Origin of the sequence: Aporhodopirellula sallentina SM41 (assembly GCF_000346505.1) — a bacterium.
GTDB lineage: Bacteria > Planctomycetota > Planctomycetia > Pirellulales > Pirellulaceae > Rhodopirellula > Rhodopirellula sallentina.
Genome location: NZ_ANOH01000407.1, coordinates 80,743 through 101,402, shown reverse-complemented (window position 1 = coordinate 101,402; position 20,660 = coordinate 80,743). Strand labels below are relative to the sequence as shown.

Genomic DNA, 20,660 nt, shown 5'->3' with positions numbered 1-20,660 from the left:
TTGCTGGGCCTTTGGCCCGGGGCGATTGGGGTGTGCGGCGTCGAAACCGTTTGCGGCTCGTCCGGGGCAATTGTGACGCGACTTGTCCGTTTTAAATTTGCGTTGAAAGAAGGGGCAACGCCCCGCTGTTTGCATAGCCCAGGGCAACGCGCTGGGTTGCTTATCGCATGAGGACGGCGTTTAGCTCTTTTTCGCAGGCGGTGACGACGTTTTCGACGATGGTGTCGGCGTCGGATCCGCTCATGGTTTCGCTGAGGCTTTGTAGCTCCATCGAGAACAGGACTCGTTTGCGATCGGCACCGTCTTGCTTTTCGTTGCGATAGGTTTCTTGATACGACAACTCGGTGAGTCGTTCGTCGGCGGCGGTGCGGATGACTTGGGAGAGTCCGTCCCAGCGGACGGATTCAGGGAGCACGAGGTTGAGGTCGCGGCGGATCGATGGGAACGCGCTGATCTGTTGTTGCTGTGGCACGAGATGGGACCATGCAACCAGGAGGTCGGCGGACAACTCGGCGGCGACGACTTTGCCGGGAAGCTTCCACGAACGGACGAGTTTCTCGTCGAGCAGGCCGAGGTAGCCAAGTGTTTCGTCATGACCGGTGACTTTGAGTTCCACCAATCCGCCTGGTGCGAATCCGTCTCGGTCGACACTTTCGACCTGCAAGGCACCGTCGATGCCGAGTCGCGCCAGCAAGGTTTCGATAATGCCTTTGGCGGCGAAGAAGTCTTCGCCCATGATCATGCCGACGTGGTAGTTTTCCGCAGGCAGGGCGTCGTCGCCTTTCGCGTCGGGAGCAGCGGGCAAATACACGTGAGCGATTTCAAACAGTGTCGCGTCGAGCGATGCCGAGGCCCAGTTTGCGGCGCGGCTTTGCAGGAGGCTCGGCAGCAGCGAGCGGCGGAGGCGTCGGGAGCCTTCGAGCATCGCGGTGCGGGTTTGCAACGCGGGTCGGTCGGTCCACGGTGAAAGGGCTGAGTCGATCTTTTCGGTAACCACGCTCGGCGTCATCGCTTCGCTGAGTCCGGCCGCGGTCATCACGCCTCGTAGTCGTGACATGGCCGAATCAAAAGTCCGCTTGCTGCTCGGCGTGACCGGGATCGGGCTGTCTTCAGGGATCTTGTCGTAACCGTGGATCCGTGCGACTTCTTCGATCAAGTCGGCTTCGCGGGTCAGGTCATGACGCCATGTCGGCGGGACGCACTGGACGCTCGCGGACTCGGAGGCTTTCGCGACGGAAGCGAAATCGGCGCGGCAGCCTAGTCCTTTGAGGATGCGTTCGACGGTTTCCGGGGTGATGTCGATTCCGAGGACACGCGACAATTGCGAGAGTCGCAAGATCACGGGTTCACGATCGGTGATAGGGCTGCCCGTGTCGATCACGCCGCTGGCGACTGATCCGCCCGCGATTTCGGTGATCAGTTGGCAGGCCCGGCGGCTCGCCCAATCGATGCCGCGTGGGTCGACGCGTCGTTCGAATCGGAACGATGAGGGGCTGTGAAGTTTAAGTCGTCGAGCGGTACGGCGGACGGACAGCGGTACGAAGTCGGCGGCTTCGATGACGATGTCGGTGGTTTGTTCGGACACTTCGCTGCTCGCGCCACCCATCACGCCGCCGATCGCCATCGGGGAGTCGGCGTCCGCAATGACGCACGTTTGCGCGGTGAGTTCGTATTCGCGGTGATCGATCGCTTCGAGTTTCTCTTCTGGATTGCCCGGGCGAACCACGATCGTGTTCTTGCCGACCTTGGCAGCGTCGAACGCGTGTAGCGGTTGGCCGCATTCCATCATGACGTAGTTGGTCACATCGACGATGTTATTGACCACGCCGATTCCGATGCTCTTGAGCGCGTTCTGCATCCACTCGGGGCTGTCGCCGACACGGACGCCTTGGACGACCCGAGCGGTGTATCGCGGGCAGGCATCGGTGAATTCGTTTCGCACCGTCAACAGATCGTTGACGTTCTTGGAGGACTCTTGAAACTCGATGGTTGGGAGTTTGAGTTTCTGGTCGGTCAGTACCGCGATCTCGCGTGCGACGCCGATGTGGCCGAGGCAATCGCCACGGTTGCTGGTGACTTCAAGGTCAATGACGACTTCGCCGTCGATCGTTTCACTGCCCTCGTGGTTGAGGCCCGATAGGCTCAGGCGGTCGACGAGTTCATCGTGCGTCAGCGTGATATCGACGTAACGTGACAACCAGGAAAGAGTGACAAGCATCTGATTGTGGCTGAGTGCTGAGGGTGATTGGCGGTGAAAATTCGGTGCGGCGAGTTCGTTCGGGGAGACGCCGGCCCGGCGAATGCGAAGGTATCGGCGAAAACGAGCGTAGCCGGAGTCGCCAAGACTTCGGGATGAGGTTGGGGAGTGGCGGTGTTTGGGTGTGTTGGCCGGATTCGGGCGAATCCAGCGATGGAGAGTGGGGACGCCTCGCGTTGTCCACTACGACTCGTGATAGCGGGCTAGAACTGCTGGAGGAATCGCAGGTCGCCGCTGTAGAGGTCGCGGATGTCGGTGATGCCGTGACGCCGCATGCACAGACGTTCGACGCCGAGGCCGAATGCGAAACCGCTGACCTTTTCTGGATCGTAGCCGACTGCTTCGAAGACGTTCGGGTCGATCATGCCGGCGCCGCCGAACTCGATCCAGGTTCCGTTCCAAAGGAAGTCCACCTCGACGCTCGGTTCGGTGAACGGGAAGAACGACGGGCGGAATCGGATTTCAACGTCGTCCCCGAGGTAGTTGTTGGCGAACACGCGAAGGACCGTTTTCAGGTTGGCCATCGTGACGTTGGTGTCGACGAGCAGGCCTTCCATTTGATGGAACATCGGGAAGTGCGTCGCGTCGGGAGCGTCGGGACGGTAGACGCGTCCCAGGGAAATGATCCGGATCGGCGGTTGGTGCGCCTTCATCACGCGGATCTGCACCGTGCTGGTTTGGCTGCGGAGCAGCGATTCGCCTTCGCCGGTTTCGCCTGGCGCGTCGGCGCCGCCGGCAGCAGCGGTCGCGAGATAGAAGTTGTCGAGCGGATCGCGGGCCGGGTGATCTTCGGGGATGTTCAGCGCGACGAAGTTGTGCCACGGGTCTTCGACCTCGGGGCCTTCGGCGACTTCGAATCCCATCCTGCCCATGATCTCGGTCAGATGGTCGATCGTTTGCGTGATCGGGTGGATGTGTCCGAGCGTCGGACGCGTGCCAGGCAAAGAGGGGTCGAACGTCGGATCGACTTGCGAGCCGCCTCCGCTTTCGAGTGCCTCTTTGGCTGCGCTGAACGCTTCGTTGATCGCGTTCTTGACTTCGTTGAGCCGCATACCGGCGGCTCGTTTGTCAGTCGGTTCGATGCCACCGAGCATCTTCTGGACGTCTTTGAACTGTCCATTCTTGGCACCGAGGAAGACAACACGTGCTTCCTCGAGTGATTCGGCATTCGAGGCGCCTGAGAACGCCGACTCCGCATCGCTTTGGAGTTGGTCCAGGCGGCTTAGGAAATTTTGCAGTGACATCGCGAAAGAAAGGCCTTAGGCGGCTTGGCTTTCCGAACCGAGTGTTGCTTTGACCGCGTCGCAGACGTCTTTGAAGCCAGCGGGGTCGTGGATCGCCATTTCGGAAAGCGACTTGCGATCCAAGCCGATGTTCGCTTTCTTCAAGCCATGAATGAACTCGCTGTAGCGAAGCCCGTGGAGCTTCACTGCTGCGTTGATTCGGATGATCCACAACTTGCGGAACTCACGTTTGCGGACGCGACGATCGCGGAACGCGTACGCGCCGCTGCGAAGCAAGGTTTCTTTGACCGAACGGGTCAGTGACCCACGGCCGCCGCGGTAGCCTTTTGCACGTTTGAACAGACGTTTCTTAGCTTGATTACGGGCCGAGCCTTTACGTGTACGCATCTAATGAGTTCCTTGTAGTTGTTTTTGAATCATTGCCGAGGGTGTCGATTCAGGCCCCGGCATTCGCTGCCGGAGTTTTGCCCAATCGAGTTGCAGGGCGAGTCCTAAGAGGGAGTGGTTGAGAAATAGCCGATAGACGTGGCCAACGATTTAGTTGCTGTAGCCGTTCAGTGCAGCTTGGATGGTCGGTTCCATGCAGCTATCGACAGCGGTCGTGCCGCGGAGGTTGCGACGGCGTTTCTTGCTGAGGCCTTTGGCGAGGTGGCTCGTGCCACTTTGGCGGTGCATGGCTTTGCCGGTTGCGGTCAACCGAAAACGCTTTTTCGTGCCCTTGTGGGTCTTTACTTTGTTTCCCATCGGGATTCCATCACTAGAGGGGTGTGTTCAATTTTGCAAAATGCAGAGCGGCGAATGATAGCGAAGCGATACTTGATTCGCCAGGGGGAGTTTCCCCGGCTCGCCACGAATCTTCTCCCACGAACCCCTCTCTCTTCGGTTGATCGAGCGATCACCTTGAAGCGAAACGTATCCGTTTCAGCGCTGAGCCCGACGTAGATTGGAATCGCCGAGGCTTGGGGAGAGGGGAATAATGTGATTCGCCCAGAAATTGGCTGGGGCTGGTGAGAATGAGGAAATAGATGGGCGGGGAAGTGGGGGCGTGTTTGTTGGTAGTGATTTGAAACGCAGAGGCGCAGAGAGCGCAGATGAGTGGTTTGGTGAGTTTTTTCTCTGCGCTCTCTGCGGCTCTGCGTTTTCTCTCTTCACTATGGCCGCGGCCTAGCGAGAGTTGCCTGCGGGGAAACCTAGAATCCTTCGATCAGGACCTTGCGGACAGCTTCGGGGGGCGACAGGTCGAGGACTTCTCGTTGGTTGGTCGGCAGAGATTCGTACTGCTCGACGAGGGACGGGCGTTTGGACTCGCCGCGTAATTTTCGCCGGAGAGACTCGGTCGCCCAGTCACGCAGGACCATGCTCTGCATCCACGGGTCGCTGACGTATTGCTGCAAGATATCGAGGTCCTTGGTGGGCAGCATCGATTCGATGATCTCCAGTTCGTGCTGATTCAGCGGTGGCACGTTTTCCAGCGGTGGGCCGCCTCGGAAAAACCTGCCCTGCCATCGCGTCCAGTTGGAATCGCGGAGCAGCGTTGCCAAGGCAAACGTTCGATAGGCGTTTCGCGTGTCTTCGTCGCGGCGGCCGCGTTGTTTGATGAATTGGAACAAGGCCGCCGCGGCCTGACGTTGACCGTTCTCCTTTGCTGCGTCGAGTCGATCTTTGACGATCTGGATCACCGCGTAGTCGATTCGCTCGATTGCTTCATCGCTGAGATTGCGTCCGGTGATGCGTCCGATCGACGTGATGGCTTCTTCGATCGCGTCGTCGATTGCCAATTGTCGTTCGGCGCCGGTGCCGTTTTCGATCCGTGCGATGACCTCGTCGCTGAGTTGTTCTCGCAGGCGGACGTACTGCCGCATCGTTCGCAGCATCGCGGCCGGCGATTCCGACTCTCGGACCCGTTCAGCGGATTGGCGAAGTGCGTCCTTTTCGGATTCGTCCAAACGGTTGAACCGGTCCAACCGCGAGAACGCGACGATCCGTTGTTGTGACGGGATCTCTTGGAGGCGCGTTGCCAACGTATCTCGATCGGGCAGGACGGTCTCGCCGCTGTCGCGTGGGTAGAGCGAATTGTCCGACATCGGATTGACCATCGCGTCGATGTCCGGGGTCACCGATCCGCCGACGACACCTCGCCAACGTGGCGACGCCATCAGGTCATTGATCAGCTCGCCGTCTTTCAAAATCGCGTAGGCGTCCATGTCGATCGCGACAGGGAAATCAGCGATCTGACGTCGGATCTCTTGCGTTTGACGCCACCGCGTCACACCAAATGCGAGGGCGGCGATCACGAGCGGGATCGCAAGTGCCAACCAGGCCATTGGCCGTCGGCGTTTGCCCACGGTGACCGTGTCGGGCTTCTTGAGCCGCTTGCCAGACGCATCCTTGGGATTGATGTCCGCGACCACCAATTGCAGCGTAGTCTGAACGGATTTCTCATCAGGGACCGGGTTGGGCAGCCACTCGAGCATGTCCCAGCTTCGCTGCAGATCTTGCATCCGTTGGCGAAGTGGTTCGTCATCGATCAGGCGATTCTCAACCGAGTCGCGTTCGTCTCGCGAAAGTTCGCCATCGAGGTAGGCGACGAGGAGTTCGTCGTCGGAGTCAACAATCTCGGATTTGCTCATGAGTCGTTGCCTCCTTCGTCACGCGTTGCCCCGGAGTCCTCGGAGGACGTGTCCTCTTGGGAACTTCGATATTTATCGATCATGCTCGACATGGAAGGCAGCGAAACCGAGGTTTGAAATCCTTGGTCCAACGCTCCGCTTTCCATGTACGATTCGAGCGTCTGTTTCAAACTCACTCGAGCCCGGCTGAGCAGCGATTTGACGGCCTTGGTGCTGAGGTCCATCGCGTCGGCGATCTCGACGTAACTCATGTTTTCAAAACGCGACAGGATCAACGCCATCCGTTGTCGCTCGCCGAGTGAGGCGACGGCCGCGCGAACCAATCGGGCGCGTTCGTCACCTTCGGCAACCCGCACCGGCATCAGTCCGCTCTGTTCGAGTGCCGTTGCCGCGAGCGTCGGGCCATCGTCGCCGTTGGCGTCGCTGCCGGTCGATCGAGGCGAGTCCCCTTCGCTCACTTCATGCCGCCGCGAAACCGTTCGTTTGGCGTTGCGTGCGACGTTGCCGGCGATGGTGAACAACCACGTCGAGAACTTTGCCCCCGGTTCGTAGCGATCTCTCGCTCGGTAAACCCGCAGGAACGTTTCTTGTGCGAGGTCTTCGGCTAGGTCTGTGTGCGGGGCGAGGTGGTGCATCAATCGCACCAACCGTGGTTGATACCGCCGAACCAATTCCTCAAAGGCACCGGCGTCACCGTCGCGTACACGCAACATCAATCGGACATCCGGGTCCGATTGTGTGTAACGCAAAACAGTGGATTCGGATGCAGGCACGGGCAGGGCAGATTGGAGAAGGACAAACCATAGACCATCTTCAGCATACTCTAATTTTCGACAAGGCCAGAGTCCGCATTGGCGGCGGCTCCCCGCATCTGTTCCGCCAAATAACCCGCTAATTCCGTAGGAGTTGGGTAATTTGCGGCCAATTCCGGTGTCAGTTCGACACCTAACCAATCGTCCAATTCACTGCTTAATTCGACCGCGGTCATCGAGTCGAGCCCGTGATCGGCGAAAGGAGTGTCCGGCGACACGTTCCCAGGCAGAGCCCCACACCGAGCGACTAACCACTGCGTCAGCCATGTTTCGATTTGTTCGGTCGCGTGCGTGATCGTATGCGAGTTGACGAAACGCGGCAGCGGTGGAAGTTGCGTCGCGACGCTGTCATCGCTGATAATCGAACGCATCCATTGATAGCGGTATTCGATCTCGTCGGCTTGCAATCGTAGGCGACACTCGGCACGTTTTAGTTTGCCGCTGGTCGTGACGGGAATCGTGCCGGGTTTGGTCAACAGCACCTGTCTCGCGTCGACTTCGTGTTCGTCGATGATCGCGCGGCGAGCGCATCGAACCAGTTCCGGGAGTGAGGCGTCGGAGAGATGCCGATCGACTTCGATGACGATCGACATTGCGTCTCCTACGAAAGCGTCCGTGGCCACCGCAACGCAGCGTAGTGCCGAATCACCGAGTGCACGTTCGATGGTCGATTCGATGTCATGTGGATAATAGTTTCGTCCTCTCAGAACAATAACGTCTTTGCAGCGGCCGGTGACGTACAGTTCGCCTTCGTGAACGAACCCGAGATCTCCGGTGCGTAGGAAAGTTTGCCCGGCGTTGTCGCAATCGAGAGTGGCATGGAATTGTTGCTTGTTCACTTCTTCACGACACCAGTAGCCGCGTGCGATCGAACTACCGGTGAGCCAGATCTCTCCGATCTCTCCTTCGTTTCGACGTGATCTCGAAACAGGGTCGACGACTTCGATCCGCGTGTCGCCTCGAACGGCACCACAACTAACGATGTTCCGTGTGAGGTTTCGCGGGTGGGATTCGGCAACGGGGCTCACTCGCCCTGCCAGCAACGCGTCGCGGTCGACGACCAAACGCCGAAAGGGGACGCCTTGGTCGCTGCATGAAACCAGCAACGTTGCTTCCGCGAGACCGTAGCAGGGCAAGAACGCTTCTCGGCGGAATTCTGACGATTCGAAACGTTGCCTGAATCGGTCGAGAGTGTCGGCCGCGACCGGTTCGGCACCGCAAAACGCCACCGACCATTTACTGAGGTCGACCGCGGAAGCTTCGTCGGGCGTGATGCGGTCGATGCATAATTCGTATGCAAAGTTCGGGGCTCCACTCACGGTCGCGTTACGGTCGGCGATTGCTCGCAGCCATCGCAGCGGTTTGGACAGGAACGAGCGAGGCGACATCAATGTTGTGTGTCCCCCTATGTAGATCGTGTCGAGTATTCCGCCGATCAAACCCATGTCATGGTAGTGCGGCAACCAAAAGACGGAGCGGGTGTAGTCGTTCTGCTCGGCGTCGCCATAGTTCAATCCGAACGCGTTGCGGATGGTTTCCAGGTTGGCCATCAGGTTCGCGTGAGACACCATGACACCCTTCGGAGCGTTCGTCGATCCGCTCGTGTACTGCAGCAACGCGAGGTCGTCGGGTTCTATTTCGGCGAAGGCCTGCGACACGTTTTCCGGCAGTTCGCGAATGTCGTCTGCCGTTGGCAATCGCTCGGCGAGGGGCGCGTCGGTGGCGACCATCCGCATTTTGGAAATCGCGGGGCTGAGTCGATGAAACGCCATCGAGTCGATCGTTTTCGAATCGCTCAGCAGAAAGGACGGAGAGCAATCCGAGATCGCCGCATCGAGTTGTGGCATCGCGCGGCCCGGCTTGGGATAGCAAGCAGGCACCGGAACCACACGCGCGGCATGGCAGGCGAACAAGCCAACGATGAAGTCGAGACCGGCGGGGAACAAAAGGATTGCCCGGTCGCCCGGTTCGACGTTGTGGTCCGCAGCAAGAATCCGCTGTGCGACTTCGGTGACCCGGGCGGTTAACTCGCCGTACGTGATCGTGGTTTCCTGTTGATCGTCGTTAATGAACGACAGGGCCGCCCGATTCGGATGACGTTCGGCACGTTCGCGCAAAACGTGCAACAGAGTCGGAAGTCGCGGAATGATTTGAGCGGCCGAGTCAGTGTTCAAATGCATGGGCGGTAGGAAATCCGAGGTGAATCGAGTAGAAAACAGCTCGCCAAAGATTGCGATCGACCTTCCGACAGCGTGAAGCCGCCGGTTGTGTTACAGCATAAGGCCCATTTGGGGAGGTTGAGAAGCAAAACCCGCGAGCGTTTGCGATCTTTCGTCCTTTTCCAATTCCCGTGCCATGCGCAACCCTTGTCATTTGCCAGCTTTGACATTCACTCGTCCGGGTTAGCGAATTTGTGCGTGTGGGAGGTTCTGCGTTCCGACCGAGCAAGGCCCCGCGAATCGCGTGCCTGCGGTCGACACCGTATTTGTTCCGTCCGTTTGCCGTGCCAACGTTGCTGCAATCCTCGCCTATGAATTCAGACAAACCGTCAAAGTGGTACCGTTGTGTTGGTCAGCCTGTCGCCGGAGGACGACACGTGGTTTGGTTCCCGCATGCGGGCGGAGGATGTTCGCCGCTGATCCGTTTGTCTCGCGCCAATCCACCGGCGGTGAATCTGTATGTTGCGACGTTGCCGGGGCGAGAAGCTCGTTTCGCTGATCCGATGTCGAGCACCTTGGATGAGTTGGTAGGATCGCTGGTCGATGAACTGCCACAAACGGATGAACCGCCGGTCTTGGTCGGGCACAGTTTCGGCGCTCTGTTGGCGTTCTTGGTTGCTCGGCAAAAGCCGTCCAGGAGGTTGATCGTGATGGCGATGGGTTCGCCCGACCTGATCACGCGCAAAGACTCGATCGTCGACCTCGATGATCGCGAGTTTGCAGAGCAGCTCGATCAACGCTACGGCGGCGTCCCCAAGACGTTGCGTGAGAACGAAGAGGCGATGCGAATGTTCCTGCCGACCGTGCGCAGAGACCTCACGCTGCTCGAATCGTACGACTCGTCAAAGCGGGATGTGGTCGACGTGCCGATCACAGCGCTGGTGGGAACGGATGATAGCCGCGTTACGGCGGCGAAGATGCAAAATTGGAAAGCGTTCACCCAAACCGACTTTCGTTTACAGATGATGATGGGTGACCACTTTTTCCCGTTGTCGAATTTTCCGCAGGTTTTGAAGATCGCGGCAGAGCGTTGACGAACGCGGAGTGATTCACGCGGCCGTGATGGATGGCTCGCTCGTCCCACGTCAAAGTCGTGACCCGCCCGTGGGTTTCCTCTTCCGCCGCGTGATCAGGTATCGTGGTGGGCGACCCGTTCCACTTCGATGGCTTTTTGGATTTCTCGCGACCGGATGTCATGCCTAATTCAAGTCTCACGGACGCTATGTCCGGGTTTGATGCGTACCGAATCGATTCCTTATCACTGGATCACATTCAACGGTTCCTCCGCCGGATCGATGAGGAGATCGGTGTGCTCGCGGCCGAAATCAAAACGAACCGCGAAGGGCTCGGCAATGCCCGAGAGCAGGCAGACCCGTTCGTGTTTCAAAAGGTCCGGCGGATGCAGAGCCGGTATCAGTTCCGGGCTGACTACCTGTTAGAGCTGCGCGAGCAGCTCGACGACGTGTATCAACGCAAGTACATGCAGCAGGGGATGGCCGATCGACTCGGCGGTTACACGATGTTGCGGGTTTTCGAGTTGGTGATTCTGGCGTTGATCGTGATCGTGCTCGGGTTGTTGGTCTACGATCTTGTCGCCGGGCCGGACGAGTTTCGGCCACGCTATCTGTCGAGCAACATGATCTTTTTAGTCGACGCGTGTTGCTGTGCGATCTTCATGAGTGAGTTTGCGTTGCGGTTGTGGAGTGCTGAATCGAAAACCTACGTTTGGAAACACCACTGGGTCGATTTCGTCACGTCGATACCGATTCCTGGCGAAGCGCAACTGGCGAGGTTCGGTCGTTTTGCCCGGTTGGCTCGTTTCGCGAGGTTGTTGCGACTGCTGCGTTTTCTGAGGTTGTTCTTCTTCCTGTGGCGTGGTTTGGACAAGCTGCAGGATGTGATGGACGTCAAGATTATGAAGAAGACGATCCGCTATGCGGTCTTCGCGACGATCGCCGGTGCGTTTCTGATCTACAAATTGGAGAGCTCGATTTCGGGTAACTCAGACAACGCGGTGTCGACTTTTGGTCAATCGGCATGGTGGAGTTTTACAACGGTTCTGACCGGTGGGTTTGGTGACATCCACAATCCCGAGTCGTTGGCCGGTCAGGTCCTGACGGGATTGTTGGTGGTGATCGGGATGGTGTTGGTCGGTGTGTTCACGGCAACGCTCACCACAATTTTCGTCGGCGAGCAACAAGAAAACGAAGCGAATGATCTGGAGAAAATTCTCGAGAAGATCGACGCGTTGCCCGAGGTCGTTCAAGCCGAGGTGAGAAAGCGAAGATGAGCGAGACTTCGAACGTCTGCGAAAACTCATCAGCCGATCGGCGTTAGTCGTGTTTCCATGGGACAACCGGGATAATGCTCGCCGGCTGATTAGATCATGGAGGTTTTCGGATGGGCTTCTGGCAGATCAAGCCTTCGCTTTTTTCTGTGAGATGAGAAGCTAAGCGGTCGACCGATGCAAAGCGAGCCTGTCGATGTTTGTTTCGCTACCGAGACATAGACGGCTTGGCAGGGATTACCGAGGAGGTAGCCGGATCGTGGCGTGGGTGATGTGTGTTTAGTTTTCCGACGAAATCGACGGCTGCTTCGAGGCGGACTTTGCCTCGTGATTCACCGGTTTCGATCGGTCGGTCGTGACTTCCCATGCGAGCGACCGGTGAGTTGATCGCTTTCAAGAGAATGTTCGGCGCGAAAACCGCGTTGGCGGCTTCGAGTAGACGCGCGGTGCCCTGATGACGCATCGCAACATGGTCATTCGGTTGGACGAAGTCTCGCCATGCGTTTCGGAATTGTGCGATGTCGACCGCTCCTTCGATTGCGCCGTGATCGAGATGGAGGAGCTTTGTGAAGTTCGTATCGTGCAACGACGGCGAGTCGATCACGCATTCAAAACGTTCGCCGGTCCCCAGTCGCATTGCGGTCCAGTAGATCGGTGTTGGTCGTTCGAGGTCGCGTTCTCCGTAGGCGACGATGACACGGTCGAGGTTTTCGGTGAGGGCCCGCGGCACGTTGGCTGAACCGCGACGACGGCGTTCGTTGCGACGCCAGTTTTCCAGCGGTGCTGCATCGGGCACGATGTTTTGCCGATCGAGTTGGTCTTCGATCATGCGATCGAAAGACTGCAGCAACCGGGGCAGATCTTGGTTGTCGGGCTCGAGTGCCATCAACGCGGCGACCGTCGCTTCCAATGTCGACAATGCGTGTTCGTTGGGCTCCCGGCGAATCCGATAGCGTCCAGGGCTCGCCGGGGAGAGTCGGTATTGTGGAAGAGTTTGCAGTCGTGGAATATCGCGATAAAGCGTTTTGGCTTGATGCCAGGTGCCGTCGAGAATGACGAGGTGCTCAGGGCGTTCCTCAGGACGCAAATCGTCGAGCAACATGGCGTCGCGACCGGGATAGAGCACGCCCGTTTTGGGCGGCAGTGTTTTTTGAGCGAATTGTTCCGCGAGTTCAACGTTGTACGCCGTCATCAGTTCGCACCGATCGAGCGACGCGTGAACGATGCGTGCGGTATTGAACGGGTGAAAGCGTTCGCGTCGGTGTTGGAGAATCAATACCGACGTGCGGTGCTGTACTGGAGAAATCGCATTGCAGTAGCACATCCGTCGTGGACGGAAACAGCGAAAACAACGGCGGGCAGATTGAGTCATTGACGTTGTTTCGCAGAGCGGGCGAACGGCAGCGGACAGGCGTGCGGTAAACGGAACAGGTGTGCGGAGTGCGGGGAAACCGTGACAGCTGGCGCACGAGGTGATCGCGTTTTGCCGCTGTCCAGACGCGGGATTCTAGTTGCGATGCGTTTTCCGCACAGCGCCTAATAATGTCGGAGACGACTATGTCGGACAGGTTGCCGAGTCATCCGCTGCAGGAACGCCACTGCGGAAGCTCTGTTCCTGCGGAGCCATTGAGCGAGACGCGTGATCAAAAACGCGGACGACCCACGCCTAACCGATTTAAGGATGACCGAAGTCACCTGTGAATCGGAGGGCAATGGGCATGAGCCGTCCGGTTAATCGAGACACGACAGGCTGATGTCGCATCGATGGTTGCTTATTCAGGTTGCAGTTTCTATATCGATGCCCTGCCGCGTCTCGCCGGTCGATCACACAGGATCGTTCGTGGACCGCATGCGGTTTGCGCTAATGCGTCGTGACACCTTCAAGAGCGAAGATCTCCCGACAACGTGCGACTTGTTCGTCAGTCGGCTCGGGAGTTTGGTGGAGTTGGTACCGCATCCCGAGTTGTTCGTATTTCGATTCGCCAAGTTTATGAAACGGCAAAATCTCGACCCGCTCGACTGCGTTCAATCCAGCAACGAGTTGGGCAACGCCCCGAACATTGGATTCATCATCGGTTAATCCGGGCACCAGGACGAAGCGAATCCACATTGATTTCCCGAGATCGCTGAGGCGCCGCGCGAAATCGAGTGTGGGTTGCAACGAGACGCCGGTGGTTTCTCGATAGATCTGCGGGGCGGAACCCTTAATATCGAGTAGCACCAAATCCATACAGTCGAGCATCTCATCGGAGGCTCGGTGTCCGAGGAATCCAGAGGTGTCGAGTGCCGTGTGGATGCCTTCGGCTTTGGCTCGGCGGAATACTTCGTGCACGAATTCAATCTGCATCATCGGTTCGCCGCCGCTGATCGTCAGACCGCCGCGGCGGATGAAGTTGCGATAACGCAGTACCTCCTCGATCACCGAATCGGCCGTCCGGACTTCGCCATGCGGTTTGCCTTGGGCGTCCGGGTTGTGGCAGTATTGGCAACGCAGCGGGCAACCGCTGAGGAACATGACGTACCGCAATCCGGGACCGTCGACCGTCCCGCAGGTTTCCACCGAGTGAATGAAACCTTGGACCGGTTCAGGCTGCACGTCGGCAGGTGAGGCCTCGCGAGACTGTGTTGGAGCGACATCGTGTCGGTGCTCTGCCACTCGCGATTGTGGCACGGCGTTGGAGTCGCGGTCACGTTCGCAACCGATCGACGGGTCGCGTGGACAGCAATCATTCAGCGACGCACCCGAGTTACAGTCGTGATGCGCGAGAGAAGGAATCCGATCGTCCATGGATTTCAGTTGTTGTAAGCGAGCAATAGAAAAGGCGGGTGATCCCACCCGCAGAAACGATGACGGGCAGGTTGATGAAACCTGCCCGCGACGAAGTCGACCCCAACGTCAGATCGCACTGTGGAAGGTGCGGTTGATGACGTCGAGTTGTTGCTCGCGAGTCAGTTTAACGAAGTTCACCGCGTAGCCCGAAACTCGAACGGTGAGTTGCGGGTATTTCTCAGGGTGATCCATCGCGTCGACGAGGGTTTGTTGGTCGAACACGTTGACATTGATGTGGTGCCCGGTTTCGGCGAAGTACCCGTCGAGCAGCCCGACAAGGTTGTCCTGTCGCATTTGAGCGTCTTTGCCGAGGGCGTCGGGGACGATCGAGAACGTGTACGAGATACCGTCTTGGGCGTGTTCGTATGGCATCTTCGCGACCGAAGCCATCGCGGCGACGGCTCCCTTCTTATCGCGACCGCTCATCGGGTTGGCACCGGGGGCAAACGGTTCGCCGGCTTTTCGCCCGTCCGGGGTGCTGCCGGTTTTCTTTCCGTAGACCACGTTGGATGTGATCGTCAGGACCGATTGCGTTGGAACGGCGTTGCGGTACATCGGTTGGCGACGGACTTTCTCCATGAAGCGTTCCATCAGTTCGGAAGCGATCGAATCGACTTCGTCATCGTTGTTGCCGTACGCCGGATAGTCACCCTCGACTTCGTAGTCGACCGCCAATCCTTCGTTGTTTCGGATGATGCGGACGCGTGCGTTCTTTACCGCCGAGAGTGAATCGGCTGCGACGGACAATCCTGCGACGCCGGTCGCCATCGTGCGATAGATTTCGCGATCGTGGAGGGCGAACATGAGATGTTCGGGCGAGTATTTGTCGTGCATGTAGTGAATAATATTGAGCGCTTTGACGTATGTCTCGGCCAACCAATCGAGGGTGGTGTCGAACTTGGCATCGAGTTCCCAGAGGTCGAGGTAGTCGCCCTTGATCGGTTCGGTTGGTGGCGCGATCTGTTTGCCGCTCTTTTCATCTCGGCCGCCGTTGATCGCGTAAAGCATTGCTTTGGCGAGGTTGGCTCGGGCGCCGAAGAACTGCATTTGTTTGCCGATTCGCATGGCCGAAACGCAGCACGCGATTCCGTAGTCGTCGCCCCAATATGGACGCATCAGGTCGTCGTTTTCGTATTGGATCGAACTCGTCGAGATCGAGATTTTTGCGCAGTAGTCTTTGAACGCTTCGGGGAGCTTCTCGCTCCACAGCACCGTCAGGTTGGGTTCCGGGGCTGTGCCGAGGTTCACCAACGTGTGCAGCATGCGGAAGCTGGTTTTGGTGACCAGTGATCGGCCGTCTTCGCCGACTCCACCGATGCTCTCGGTTACCCAAGTCGGGTCGCCCGAGAACAGTTCGTCGTAGTCGGGAGTGCGGATGAACCGAACGATTCGCATTTTCATCACGAGGTGATCGATGATTTCCTGTGCTTCGTCTTCGTTCAGCGTGCCTTCGGCGAAATCACGTTCGAAGTAGATGTCGAAGAACGTGCTCACACGGCCGAACGACATCGCGGCACCGTTTTGTTCTTTGATGGCACCGAGGTATCCGAAGTAAGTCCACTGCACCGCTTCGCGGGCGTTGGTGGCAGGCTTCGAGATATCGAAGCCGTAGGCGGCAGCCATCGTTTTCAGATCGGCGAGGGCGCGGACTTGGTCTTGAAGTTCTTCGCGTTCGCGGACCCATGATTCGCTGAATGCGAAATCTTCGATCGAGTCGAACTGTTGTTTCTTGTCTTCGATCAGTCGGTCCACGCCGTAGAGGGCGACGCGTCGGTAGTCGCCGATGATTCGGCCGCGTCCGTAACCGTCGGGAAGGCCCGTGACGATTCCGGCGCTACGTGCTTTGCGGATATCCGAGGTGTAGCAGTCGAAGACGCCGTCGTTGTGGGTTTTGCGGTGTTTGGCAAAGATGTCGGCGGTTGCCTCATCCATCTGCCGGCCGTGTGCGAGCAAGGCTTTCTGAGCGATGCGGACGCCGCCGTATGGCAGCATGGCACGCTTGAGCGGCGCGTCGGTTTGGACGCCGACGATCTGTTCGAGGTCTTGGTTGATGTAACCCGGTCCGTGTGAGGTGAGCTTGCCAACGACTTCGGTGTCGGCATCGAGGACGCCGCCCGCTTCGCGTTCCTTTTCCAGCAGAACTTTGAGGTCATCCCATAGGTCTCGTGTGCGTTGGGTCGGTTCGGCGAGGAACTCGTCGTTGCCCGCGTAGGGTTGGTAGTTGGCTTGGATGAATCCTCGAACGTCGATTTCGTCTTCCCAATTCCCAGGTCGAAACTGCCGCCAAGCGTCGTCCTTCGTTTGATTGTTCGGTTCGGAAGTGGGGGACTCGGAGGTTACGTAGGTCGAGTCGGCAGGCGAGTTGGGCAGGGTTGTTGACATGTTTTCAATCAGCTCCATCAGATGAGCGCGGTACGCGGATTTGGCCGCGCAAAATCACGCGACGCAGCTATGTTTTTTCCCTCTCGCGAGGTCGCAACCCGGATGCCGCGAAATGGTGTGCGAATGAATAGGAGGGGATGCGGGCCGTGATTGTGCTTGCTAGGGGGCTGTCTTTTCCCGTCGTGCGTCGAGGCAAGTTGTCGCATTGGTCTGGGAGTGCTGCTCCGCACACCCGTGCGATTGATCCGCGGCGAGCGTGTGCGGATCGGATCACACGTGCGTGCGAGACCGATTCACTGCGCTGATTCTCTATGCCGATTCTCTGCATTGTGGGCTAGATTGGGGTAGAATGACGTCGAGATGCGGGCTCGGAATTCGTCTTCGGGCAGTTGATTTCCTGGCCCGCTGCGCTACGGGCTGTTGATTTATTCGTCTAACGGGCAGCCAAAGGCGACCTACTTGCTACTGCACGTCGCCTACGGCTACCGGTTAAACGAAAACAGGTTGAATCTTGATTAAATCGACAAAACGGCTAGCGAGTGATCACACGCAATCACTCGCTTGCGCACCGGGCAGACATGCTTTGGCTAGCGTCGGGGGTTCCCGGCTGATCAACCGTCCGGATTCGCTGTCTGCCCGAATTCACATTCTCATCTCGATATCTCGCCACTTTTCCTCGCCTATTCTCCCCACGCAACGGATCAAGATGCCTTTTCGCCGCACCTGGAATCACTCGAAACGTCGTCAATTTTTCGCAGTTCTCCCCGTCGCTGCTTTCGTGAAGCTCGGTCTGATTGCGGTCGTGTCCGCTTCACTGGTCACGTCCGTGGCTGCTCAGGAGCGTGGAAAGAGGAACGCGAAGGAGGACACGGATCCTGCGTTGAAGCCTCGCCCCGTCAGTCTGACGACGAAGGACAATATCAAACTGAACTCGTTCTACTTTCCCTCCAAACAAGGCAAGGAAGGGGCGCCGGTCATTCTGATCCACGAGTGGAAAGGGCAAGGGGCGCCTTACCTGAAGCTGTGCGTGGCCCTGCGTGAGGCCGGTTTTGGTGTGCTCGTTGTGGAGTACCGCGGTCACGGAAACAGCAAAAAGTACATGGATCGTTCGGGCGAAGAAAAGGAATTCAATATCGCAACGATGGGACGCCGCGACGTCGAGGCGATTGTCCGGTACGACATCGAGGAAGCGAAGCAGTTCCTCAAAGAGGAGAACAACGCGGGCAGGTTGAATCTGAACGCGTTGTGTCTGATCGGCGTCGAAGAGGGGGCGATTCTCGCCGGTTACTGGGCAGTACGCGACTGGAAAATTCCTAGCGTAGGCCGGATGAAGCAGGGCCAGGACGTGAAGGGGCTCGTGTACGTGTCACCTGAAAAGAACCTCAACGGGCTCGCGATGAACACGCCGATTACGGACAAAAACCTCGTCCGCCTGCCCACGATGATTGTGGCCGGCAAAGGGAGCCCGCAAGGCAAAGAGTCCGAGCGGATCGGCAGTCGGCTCGAGTCGGTGAAGAAGCGATTCAACCGGGGCAAGGCATCGGGTTATCAGTTGGAGATGCCGTCGACGAATTTGAGCGGTCCGGCGTTGATCAACGAAGAGTCAACGGTGATCCCGGCGATCGTCGACTTCCTCAAAGAGAACGTGAGGATAAGCGAGTCGGAAAACCCATGGATCGAACGCCCCTAAACGCTACACCGGCGAAGAATACCGCATCGACGTAGTGGAAGTTGTTAAACTTCCCGGTGGGAACTGAGCCTAGATCTATTCGGCCTCGTATTCCACTGCAGCGTGGCTTTCGGGTGGAATCGTAGTGGATGACGCAACGAATCCCCTTGCGTGACCAGTGCATCAAGGACTCGTCGCCTCGTCCACAACCCGAAAATCAAGTTGACATGAGGTACTCGTTTTCTGGCGGCTGCGTTGATGAGCACGCCGTTGCAGGCGCGCGCTGCTCACCGCGCACCTGCGATTGCCGCGGCGTGCTGCACGCTGTCATTCAGCGCATTGTCATGCTGCACGCTGTCATGCAGCCCAGGCGAGCCCGTACCACCATGTCAGCATCAGCATGGAGATGGAGAACACGAGCAGGCTCAGCGGCAGACCAAAGAGAAGGTAGTCTTTGAGTTGGTAGCCCCCGACGCTGTAAACCATCGTGTTGGTCTGATAGCCGAACGGCGTCAGGAAGCTGGCTGACGCTGCGATCATCACACAGACGATCAGAGGTGTTGGGTCCATTTGCATTGTCGCCGCGGCGGACCAAGCGATGTGGAACATGATCACGGCGGCGGCGCTGTTGGTTACCAATTCGGTGCAGATGACTGTTGCCAGGTAGACCGCGGCGAGGATGCGTATCTCGCTATTGCCGCCGAGTTGCAGCAGGCCGGTCGCGATCGCTTCGGCGGCGCCGCTCTTCCACATCGCTTCGCCAATGCCGATGGCCGCGCCGACGATAATCAACACCGACCAGTCGACGCTGCGTCGTGCTTCGCCTGTGGTGCAGCAGCGGAAAACGATCATCGCAACCGCCGCCAGCATCGCCGCAGTCAGGATTTCCATCACGCCTAGGGCCGCGACCAGGACCATCGCGGCGGTGATCATCAGCGACAGCGTGGCTTTCTCGTGCCGTCGCACTTCGCCATGTTCCACCCGGCTGACGAGATAGAAATCGCTCGACCCGCGTTGCCGGTGAAGGAACGACGGCGATGCCTCGAGCAACAGTACGTCCCCCGGTTCGATTCGGACGTCACCGAGTTTACCCATCAAGCGTTGTCCACCACGGGCGACCGCGACGACAGCGGCGTTGTAGTTCGAGCGGAACTTGCCTTCGCGGATAGTCTTTCCGATCAGCGAGCATCGCGGGCTGACGACGGCTTCGATCAACGTCCGTTGCCATGCGGGGACCTCGAGTTTTCTCGATTGGCCGTCCGGGGTGGTCAGCCCGCGGATCTTTCTGAGGTCGACGACGCTTTCCAACGCGCCAACGAGGATCAGGACATCTCCGCCGTAGAGACGTTGTTGAGGTTTGGCCGGTTCGATCCGGCCATCGGCACGCTGGATCTCGGCAACATACAAACCCGGCAACGCCCGCAAACCCGCTTGTTGGATCGTGCGACCGACGAGCGGGCCGGTCGAGTCGACTTGCATTTCGACTGTGTACTTTTGCGGATCGTCCGAAACGGACACCGCCGGTTTGCGTTCGGGGAGCAGCCAACGTGACGCAAAGACCATGTAAACCAAACCGAGTATCGTGGCCGGGATGCCGACGATGGCCGGTGTGAAGAAACCGAGCGCGCTCTCGCCGGTGAATTTCTCGGTATATAGGTCGCGGACGATCAGGTTGGTGCTGGTCCCCATCAGCGTGCACATCCCGCCGAGGATGGCGGTGTACGACATTGGTAGCAGCAGCCGACTCGGCGAGGCACCGATGCGTTTGCTGACATCATGGACGACGGGCAACAACGCGGCGACCACCGGGGTGTTGTTCAAAAAACCCGACAACGCGGCAACCGGCAGCAGGATCCGGACCAGCGCGCTGCGGAGCCCTTTGACGCCGCCGAGTAGCCATCCGGTCGCCAGTTCCGTGCCACCGGTGAGTTCGAGTCCTGAGACGATCGCGAACAACAGCCCGATCGTTACCAACCCTTTGTTACCGAAACCCGCAGCGGCCTCGGTCGGCGTGGGCAGTTTGTCGGTGCCGGTTAAGTTTTGGGCCAACACCAAGACCGTCAACGCGGCCAACGCGAGCAGGTCGGTGGCGGCCAATCGCATCGCGAGACTCAGCAGCAGTCCTCCCGCAACCGCGAGGGTAAGCCACATCTGCCAATCAGCCGGAATCATCATGAACTTTAAACGTTAAGGAACAGATCGTTACGCGTCGGTTTTTTGTTGCCAGTGTTCTGGATTGCCAGAGTTCTGTGAATTGCCAGCGTCATCGCGAACTGCAGCCTCACGGCGGATTGCCAGCGTCATGGCCCAATTTGCCAACGTCATCGCCC

The 20,660-nt window shown here is 58.3% G+C and carries 14 protein-coding genes; 3 read left to right on the top strand and 11 right to left on the bottom strand.

What is annotated here, in order from left to right:
* Positions 1 to 160: 160 nt before the first annotated feature.
* The 7 genes from pheT to RSSM_RS26580 all read right to left on the bottom strand — a co-directional run bounded on the left by pheT (position 161) and on the right by RSSM_RS26580 (position 9,123).
* Positions 161 to 2,218, bottom strand: a complete 2,058-nt coding sequence (pheT, locus tag RSSM_RS26610; RefSeq protein WP_008687072.1) for a phenylalanine--tRNA ligase subunit beta — start codon at positions 2,216 to 2,218, stop codon at positions 161 to 163.
* A gap of 242 nt (positions 2,219 to 2,460) precedes the next feature.
* Positions 2,461 to 3,501, bottom strand: a complete 1,041-nt coding sequence (pheS, locus tag RSSM_RS26605) for a phenylalanine--tRNA ligase subunit alpha (RefSeq protein ID WP_008687070.1) — start codon at positions 3,499 to 3,501, stop codon at positions 2,461 to 2,463.
* Between the two features lie 15 nt (positions 3,502 to 3,516).
* Positions 3,517 to 3,888, bottom strand: coding sequence for a 50S ribosomal protein L20 (gene rplT / locus RSSM_RS26600; RefSeq protein ID WP_008687068.1), 372 nt, complete (start codon positions 3,886 to 3,888; stop codon positions 3,517 to 3,519).
* A 150-nt stretch (positions 3,889 to 4,038) separates the two neighbouring features.
* Positions 4,039 to 4,245, bottom strand: coding sequence for a 50S ribosomal protein L35 (rpmI, locus tag RSSM_RS26595; RefSeq protein ID WP_008687067.1), 207 nt, complete (start codon positions 4,243 to 4,245; stop codon positions 4,039 to 4,041).
* A gap of 446 nt (positions 4,246 to 4,691) precedes the next feature.
* Positions 4,692 to 6,131 carry an anti-sigma factor gene (locus RSSM_RS26590; protein ID WP_008687065.1) on the bottom strand — a complete coding sequence of 480 codons (1,440 nt, stop codon included), beginning with the start codon at positions 6,129 to 6,131 and terminating at the stop codon, positions 4,692 to 4,694.
* A complete protein-coding gene (locus RSSM_RS26585) occupies positions 6,128 to 6,844 on the bottom strand; it encodes a sigma-70 family RNA polymerase sigma factor (protein ID WP_052336138.1) in 717 nt (238 codons plus the stop codon). The genes RSSM_RS26590 and RSSM_RS26585 overlap by 4 nt, the downstream gene beginning before the upstream one ends.
* Before the next feature lie 110 nt (positions 6,845 to 6,954).
* Positions 6,955 to 9,123, bottom strand: coding sequence for an AMP-binding protein (locus tag RSSM_RS26580; RefSeq protein WP_008687062.1), 2,169 nt, complete (start codon positions 9,121 to 9,123; stop codon positions 6,955 to 6,957).
* A gap of 350 nt (positions 9,124 to 9,473) precedes the next feature.
* Here RSSM_RS26580 and RSSM_RS26575 point away from each other — a divergent pair, with 350 nt between their 5' ends.
* Both RSSM_RS26575 and RSSM_RS26570 read left to right on the top strand, forming a co-directional pair.
* Entirely contained in the window at positions 9,474 to 10,196 is a 723-nt protein-coding gene (locus RSSM_RS26575) for a thioesterase II family protein (RefSeq protein WP_052336136.1), read from the top strand.
* A gap of 161 nt (positions 10,197 to 10,357) precedes the next feature.
* Positions 10,358 to 11,452, top strand: coding sequence for a potassium channel family protein (locus RSSM_RS26570; protein ID WP_144060140.1), 1,095 nt, complete (start codon positions 10,358 to 10,360; stop codon positions 11,450 to 11,452).
* A gap of 205 nt (positions 11,453 to 11,657) precedes the next feature.
* Here RSSM_RS26570 and RSSM_RS26565 read toward each other — a convergent pair whose 3' ends face one another.
* From RSSM_RS26565 to pflB, 3 genes are all read right to left on the bottom strand, one after another.
* Entirely contained in the window at positions 11,658 to 12,821 is a 1,164-nt protein-coding gene (locus RSSM_RS26565; protein ID WP_008687057.1) for a tRNA-uridine aminocarboxypropyltransferase, read from the bottom strand.
* A 489-nt stretch (positions 12,822 to 13,310) separates the two neighbouring features.
* Complete coding sequence (pflA, locus tag RSSM_RS26560) at positions 13,311 to 14,237, bottom strand: pyruvate formate-lyase-activating protein (RefSeq protein ID WP_008687055.1); 927 nt, start codon at positions 14,235 to 14,237, stop codon at positions 13,311 to 13,313.
* 108 nt (positions 14,238 to 14,345) lie between these two features.
* Positions 14,346 to 16,661 carry a formate C-acetyltransferase gene (gene pflB / locus RSSM_RS26555; protein WP_236621411.1) on the bottom strand — a complete coding sequence of 772 codons (2,316 nt, stop codon included), beginning with the start codon at positions 16,659 to 16,661 and terminating at the stop codon, positions 14,346 to 14,348.
* Positions 16,662 to 17,463: 802 nt separating this feature from the next.
* Between pflB and RSSM_RS26550 the strand changes: the two genes are divergently transcribed.
* On the top strand, positions 17,464 to 18,351 hold the full coding sequence (locus tag RSSM_RS26550) for an alpha/beta hydrolase (protein ID WP_236621410.1): 888 nt from the start codon (positions 17,464 to 17,466) through the stop codon (positions 18,349 to 18,351).
* 336 nt (positions 18,352 to 18,687) lie between these two features.
* Here the strand turns inward: RSSM_RS26550 and RSSM_RS26545 are convergent, their stop codons facing one another.
* Positions 18,688 to 20,505 (bottom strand): SLC13 family permease, encoded by a 1,818-nt coding sequence (locus RSSM_RS26545; protein WP_008687047.1) that lies wholly within the window; start codon positions 20,503 to 20,505, stop codon positions 18,688 to 18,690.
* Between the last annotated feature and the right edge of the window lie 155 nt (positions 20,506 to 20,660).

Bases quoted from the DNA above. Each gene is read 5' to 3' on its own strand.
- pheS (WP_008687070.1), bottom strand. From the start codon at position 3,501: ATGTCACTGCAAAATTTCCTAAGCCGCCTGGACCAACTCCAAAGCGAT.
- pheT (WP_008687072.1), bottom strand. From the start codon at position 2,218: ATGCTTGTCACTCTTTCCTGGTTGTCACGTTACGTCGATATCACGCTG.
- RSSM_RS26575 (WP_052336136.1), top strand. From the start codon at position 9,474: ATGAATTCAGACAAACCGTCAAAGTGGTACCGTTGTGTTGGTCAGCCT.
- RSSM_RS26585 (WP_052336138.1), bottom strand. From the start codon at position 6,844: ATGTTGCGTGTACGCGACGGTGACGCCGGTGCCTTTGAGGAATTGGTT.
- RSSM_RS26590 (WP_008687065.1), bottom strand. From the start codon at position 6,131: ATGAGCAAATCCGAGATTGTTGACTCCGACGACGAACTCCTCGTCGCC.
- RSSM_RS26565 (WP_008687057.1), bottom strand. From the start codon at position 12,821: ATGACTCAATCTGCCCGCCGTTGTTTTCGCTGTTTCCGTCCACGACGG.
- rpmI (WP_008687067.1), bottom strand. From the start codon at position 4,245: ATGGGAAACAAAGTAAAGACCCACAAGGGCACGAAAAAGCGTTTTCGG.
- rplT (WP_008687068.1), bottom strand. From the start codon at position 3,888: ATGCGTACACGTAAAGGCTCGGCCCGTAATCAAGCTAAGAAACGTCTG.
- RSSM_RS26570 (WP_144060140.1), top strand. From the start codon at position 10,358: ATGCCTAATTCAAGTCTCACGGACGCTATGTCCGGGTTTGATGCGTAC.
- RSSM_RS26580 (WP_008687062.1), bottom strand. From the start codon at position 9,123: ATGCATTTGAACACTGACTCGGCCGCTCAAATCATTCCGCGACTTCCG.
- pflB (WP_236621411.1), bottom strand. From the start codon at position 16,661: ATGTCAACAACCCTGCCCAACTCGCCTGCCGACTCGACCTACGTAACC.
- RSSM_RS26545 (WP_008687047.1), bottom strand. From the start codon at position 20,505: ATGATGATTCCGGCTGATTGGCAGATGTGGCTTACCCTCGCGGTTGCG.
- pflA (WP_008687055.1), bottom strand. From the start codon at position 14,237: ATGGACGATCGGATTCCTTCTCTCGCGCATCACGACTGTAACTCGGGT.